Genomic DNA, 5,867 nt, shown 5'->3' with positions numbered 1-5,867 from the left:
TTGCGGCATAAAGGCTATTACTGTTATCATTAAAAATTATCAATTAGTAAAGCAAATCTAATGATCGAAGTCGAAAATTTAACCAAGGAATACGGCGAGTTCCGCGCCGTTGACAATATCAGCTTCACTGTTGAAAAAGGTGAGATCCTGGGTTTTCTTGGGCCGAATGGGGCGGGGAAGACTACGGTCATGCGCATTTTGACCTGCTTTTTTCCTCCCACAAAAGGGAAGGTCATGGTGGCTGGCTATAATTGTTTCGAGGACTCGTTAAACGTTCGCAAAAGGATAGGCTATCTCCCGGAGAGAGTCCCGCTTTATGAAGACATGAAAGTGAATGACTACCTTCGTTTTGTGGCGGCCATCAAGGGGACGCCGGCCAAAGAGGTCAATCGAAAAGCCGCCAAGGTCATGGATGACTGTGGCCTCAGCGATGTTTCCAACAAGTTAATCAGCGCGATCTCCAGGGGATACCGGCAGAGAGTCGGCATTGCCCAGGCATTGGTCAATGACCCGGAGGTTTTGATTCTTGATGAGCCTACGGTAGGGCTTGATCCGAAGCAGATCAAAGAGATCAGGAAGCTGATCAAGGAATTGGCAGGTAAGCACACCGTTATTCTCAGCACCCATATTCTCCCTGAAGTCAGCATACTCTGCAGCAGGGTGATCATTATCAATAAGGGAAAAGTGGTGGCAGAAGACAGGCCGGAGAATCTTGCAACTGAAAGCGCACAGCGAATGTTATTACGCATTAACGGTAATGCGCAGGCGATTGAGCAGGAACTTTCCCGTGTGGGGGGCCTTAAAGGAGTTGAGAGAGAGCAAGTATCAGGTGATACCAACGGATTTATTGTCGTGTTTGAAGATGAAAAACAAGGAAGGCAAGGCATCCAGGCCATGATTGAAAGAAACAAATGGGAGCTTGTGGAAATGCGTCTCCTGGAGGTTAGCCTGGAAGATATCTTTATCAAGTTGGTCACAAAGGAGGAGGCATGAGTATCAGAAATGTCGGCCTTATCCTCAATCGGGAACTGAAATCCTATTTCAGCTCGTTTACCGTTTATATAGTGATCATCATGTTTCTGCTGATGACGGGTTATTTTTTCTACAACCTCACCGCCACCTTTTCGATTGTCAGTTATCAGGCCCAGTCCGATCCTATGCTGGCAAAGCAATACCAGCTGTTGAATATCAATGAGACGGTGATCAGGCCGCTGTTTGGAACTATTGGTATTATTTTGCTGATGATGACACCGTTATTGACCATGAGACTCCTGGCCGAAGAGAAAAAGACCGGCACGATCGAACTGCTTCTGACCTTCCCGGTCAATGATATTGACGTAGTGCTGGGTAAATATCTGGCCTGCCTCGTTGTGGTGCTAACCATGATATTGCTGACGGTTACTTACCCTGTGCTCCTTGTTGTCCTGGGTGAGCCGGAAGTGGTGCCAATCGGGACGGGTTATTTGGGCCTGGTTCTGCTGGGGGCGTCAGCCATCTCCCTGGGGCTTTTTACTTCGTCGTTGACGGAAAACCAGATTGTCTCTGCTTCAATATCCTTTGCCATGTTGTTCTTTTTCTGGTTGATAAGTTATTCCGCCCCGCTGGTATCTGCCGGGCTGGGTCGATTTCTCAGTTATCTTTCAATTAACGAGCATATAGAAAGCATGTCGAAAGGGGTCGTGGATTCGACGGACATCATTTACTACCTTTGTTTCATCGTGCTATTCCTGTTTCTCACTCTTAGAAGTTTAGAAACGAAGAGGTGGAGATAATGAAAGCTAAAGGATTGTTTGCGCCATTGGGTCTGTTGTCCATTTTCTTGATGGCGGCTGGGGGAATCACTTATGCAATAACCGGTGAGATGGGCAACCTGCCATTGACGCTGATTTGGGTAGGGCTGCTGGTGCTGCTGCTGTTTTTCTATATCTTCTTTCCGGAAATCAGGGAATTCATCACCAAGCGTTCCACCAAGTATGCCTTTAATACGGCGATTATGAGCATGGTGTTTTTAGTGATCATCGGGCTTATCGCGGGCATGTCGATCAAATACAAGGTGAGGGTCGACTTGACAAAGGATAGCAGGTATACCCTCTCTTCCCATACGGTCAAGATATTAAAGTCCCTGAAAGAGGATGTTGAGGCTATCGCCTTCTATCGTAGTGATGAGCGGACGAGACAGGCGATGTCCGACCTGTTGAGTGAATATTCCTACCACTCGCCTAAATTCAGCTTTCGCTTTGTAGACCCGGACAGAGATCCGATAGAAACAGCAAAGTATGAGGTTACGTCTTACCGAACGACGGTATTAAAGTATGGCGACAAGCACGAGATTATCGGCACCGAATCTGAAAACAAACTCACCAATTCCCTGCTTAAGCTGCTCAGTAAAGACATCAAGGTTTTCTACTTTGTCAGCGGGCACGGCGAGAAGAGTATCGATAACAAGGAAGAAAATGGTTATTCGTATGTCAAGGATGCGATCGAGAGGGAAAACCACCAGGTACGCGACCTGCTGTTAATCAATGCGGAAAAGGTGCCGGAGGATGCTGCCGTATTGGTGGTGAGCGGTCCCGAAGCGGACTATTTGCCAGCTGAACTGGACAAGATAACGGCATTCGTCAAAAAAGGCGGGCGGGCAATTTTCATGGTTGATCCCAGCGGCGGGTTGCCAAAGCTCACAAGCTATCTGGGTGGATTCGGCTTCGAACTCACGAACGATCTCATTTTTGATAAAACGAGCCAGGTTTCCGGAAGTAATATCGCCATACCCGTGGTGGTGCAATATGACAAGAATCATCCCGTCACCCGTGAATTTGAGCAGTTTACTTTTTTTCCGTTCGCTCGTTCTGTCCATATAAAGGAAGAGCCTGCCAAGGGAAGCTTCGATATCGCCAAAACCAGCGATAAGAGCTGGACAGTGACCAGTGATATTAAGAAGCTTACCAGGGAAGATGAAGAATTTAACGCTGACAAGCACAAGCGCGGACCGATCAGTGTGGTGGCAGTCACCGCGGTGGAGGTAAACCTCGGGGACACTAAAGCTGGTGACACTAAAGCTGGTGATGCTAAAGCTGGTGATGCTAAAGCTGGTGATGCTAAAGCTGGTGATGCTAAAGCTGGTGATGCTAAAGCCGGGGAAGGGCAGGATAGCCTTAAAACTTGGGGAAAGATCATGGTCACAGGAGATTCTGACTTTGCCAGCAATAAATTCATGAAGGCAGGAAATAAGGATTTTCTCCTGAACATGCTTAACTGGCTGGCAGAGGAACATGTTTTGATCTCGGTAAGGAGAAAAGAACCGGGCCTGACGCCCCTTTTGCTGAACCCCGTTCAGGGAAAAATTGTTTTCTGGCTTTCCGTGGTGATTGTGCCCTCACTGCTGTTGGTGGCAGGCCTTGGCGTAACCGCCAGAAGAAGGCGGGGCGCGTGAATTTTACTAAAAAGACGCTTTTCTGGTTTATCGTGCTGATCGCACTGAGCGGTGCGTTCTTTTTCTTCGACAAGAAGGAGGAAGCGGTTAAGCAGTTAAAAGAAGAACAGCTGAAACTGCTACCCACTGCCGTGAAGGATATCTCGGAATTCTGGATAAATTACATTAAAGAAAACCGTCAGATCAAGGTGGTTCGGGAGAAAGACGGATGGCAATTAGTGCAGCCATTAGGCGCAAAAGGGGATGTTAAGGCGATAGAAAAGTTATTGACCAACGTCGTCACCTCCAGAAAGGATGCGGTACTGTTTGACAAGGTTGAGCATGCCAAATTAGTCGAACTGGGCTTGGGCGATCCCGAGATTGAAATGGGTTTGAAGTCTCCAGCTGGGGAAACCGTTATTGTTTTCGGAGAAAGAGGGCCTACCAATAATGTGGCGTATGCCATGTTCAAGGGGAGGCCGGAAGTGTACCGCGTACATTCGGATCTCAAGAAAGACGTGAGCAAAGACGCCTATGCCTTGCGGGACAAGACCATTCTGGATTTCGACCCGGCCAAGTTGAGGCGACTCGAAATCGTCAAAAAGGGGATGAGCAGAGTGGTCATTGTGCAGAATCAGTCAAAATGGAATATGCTTGAACCTGCAAAAGGGATAGCCTCCATGGCAAAAGTGCTGGAATACCTGTATGCAATAAAAAATGGGGAAATAAAGGCCTTTGCCGATGAAAACCCGGCTGATCTTGCCCCTTATGGCCTCTCGTCACCGATGCTGCAGTTGACTATATATATAGAGCAAAAAGAGAAGCCTTATATACTCACCATTGGTGATAAGGACAGGGCAAAGAGAGGATATTTTGCCAAGGTTGATCAGGCGAAAAAAGTATTTGATGTCGAAGAGGGTCTGGTCGACACGCTCATTTTAAATATGGATAAATTGCTGGAGGCGGATGCCGGCACATGAGTTGGAGCCTTTTTCAATGAAAATGAAGAGCCGTATTTCCAGCGACGAGTGAGTCTGGGCGGCCAGGATCTGAATCTGGCATGATGCATGGCATTGGGGCGTCATGGAAAGAAGCACGGCCTGCAATCCCCTGCCACATGGCGTTCTCGCCAGCGCCAGACTTGAATGCGTCCGCCCGTTCGGCGGCAATCAAGAGATTATGGTTTGATAAGCCGATGCGTCCTTTTTTTAATGAGACCAAATCAATACTCCTATGAATACACCCCATAACAAAATCAGCATGATGGTTATTGTGGTAATGGTGATGTCGCTACTATCTGGCTGCTCGGATAAAAAAGGGGCAAAGGCGCCTGAAACAGTAAAAGACGAAAGACCCCTGATCATAGGCATTGTCGGACCCGAAACGGGTGAGGAAGCGGCCTACGGTACGAGTGTAGTGGCAGGTGCTTTGGCGGCGGCCAAGCGATTCAATGCCCAGGGTGGAATAGCAGGCAAAGAAATCAAGGTGCTTCACTTTGATGATCAAAGCGACATCGGTCTGGCCACCAAGATTGTGAAGGATCTTATCAGCCAGAGAGCTATCGCAATATTAGCGGCCCCTACAGGCTCGTCCACCTTTTCGCCTGTTCACTTGGTTAACGAGTCCAAGACCATATTTATCTCCGTCGGATCAAGGAGGCACCTCAAAGGCAGCGGCCAGTATGTGTTTCGTACCGCCGTTCCTGATGAAACCGCAACGGAGGATTTAATAAAATACGCAGTCACAGAGCTGGGATATGTTAATTACGTATTGGTTACCGCTGCGGATAATGAATTTTCTCTTGATTTAAGTTCGCTGTTTATGAAGGCGCTTGATAAATATCACGGAGTGATAAAAGTACAGGCTGACACCTATGATTCCTTTACCGGAGGGCACAACATGGGTGCGGTTATTAGTGCGATAAAGAAAAGTCCTGATGTCTTGCATGGAGTGATCTATACGGGAGGGGCTACAGAAGCGGTGCTACTTGCCCAGGAGCTGAAAAAAGCGGGGCTAACCCTTCCCATCATCGGTGGCGAAGATCTCTATTCAGAAGAATATTTAAAGGGTGGAGAAGCTGTAAACGAAACTCTTACATACACCACCTTTTTTGCTGATAACAAATCAGCCAAAATGGACGAGTTTATAAAAGATTTCGGGAAAGACAAGCCCGACCGGTTTGCTGCTTTGGCCTATGATACTTTCATGCTGGTTGCCGATGCGATCAAGGACGCAGGCTCGACTGATACCACGCTGGTAAGAGAAGCATTAATCAATCGAAAAGAGTGTATAGGCGTAACCGGAAAAACAAGTTTCACCTCGGAAAACATGCCGGTAAAACATCCTGCCATCTGCAAAATAAAAAAGGGTGAGGGTGGGGAAAGGGCTTTTGTATTACAGCAGTGACACAGAAGCGACCTTGCTCCCCGCGCCCCGGATTTCTTGACGCGCGCATTAT

5 protein-coding genes are annotated in these 5,867 nt (G+C 47.7%); all 5 read left to right on the top strand.

Features of this window, described 5'->3' with window-relative positions; translation table 11 throughout:
- The first annotated feature begins 60 nt into the window (after positions 1-60).
- The 5 genes from Q7U10_02200 (at position 61) to Q7U10_02180 (ending at position 5,815) form a co-directional block, all read left to right on the top strand.
- The gene (locus Q7U10_02200) at positions 61-993 is read left to right on the top strand and encodes an ATP-binding cassette domain-containing protein (protein ID MDO8281431.1); all 933 of its coding nucleotides are present in this window, start codon (positions 61-63) and stop codon (positions 991-993) included.
- Positions 990-1,772, top strand: coding sequence for an ABC transporter permease subunit (locus Q7U10_02195; protein MDO8281430.1), 783 nt, complete (start codon positions 990-992; stop codon positions 1,770-1,772). The genes Q7U10_02200 and Q7U10_02195 overlap by 4 nt, the downstream gene beginning before the upstream one ends.
- Positions 1,772-3,430 (top strand): Gldg family protein, encoded by a 1,659-nt coding sequence (locus Q7U10_02190; protein MDO8281429.1) that lies wholly within the window; start codon positions 1,772-1,774, stop codon positions 3,428-3,430. Before Q7U10_02195 ends, Q7U10_02190 begins: the two co-directional genes overlap by 1 nt.
- Positions 3,427-4,389 (top strand): DUF4340 domain-containing protein, encoded by a 963-nt coding sequence (locus Q7U10_02185; GenBank protein ID MDO8281428.1) that lies wholly within the window; start codon positions 3,427-3,429, stop codon positions 4,387-4,389. The genes Q7U10_02190 and Q7U10_02185 overlap by 4 nt, the downstream gene beginning before the upstream one ends.
- A gap of 253 nt (positions 4,390-4,642) precedes the next feature.
- Positions 4,643-5,815 (top strand): ABC transporter substrate-binding protein, encoded by a 1,173-nt coding sequence (locus Q7U10_02180; protein ID MDO8281427.1) that lies wholly within the window; start codon positions 4,643-4,645, stop codon positions 5,813-5,815.
- Positions 5,816-5,867: the final 52 nt, after the last annotated feature.

The sequence above is a fragment of the Thermodesulfovibrionia bacterium genome, assembly GCA_030646035.1.
GTDB lineage: Bacteria > Nitrospirota > Thermodesulfovibrionia > UBA6902 > UBA6902 > JACQZG01.
The sequence above is the reverse complement of the archived record's forward strand: the minus strand, read 5'-3'. Positions and strand labels throughout refer to the sequence as shown.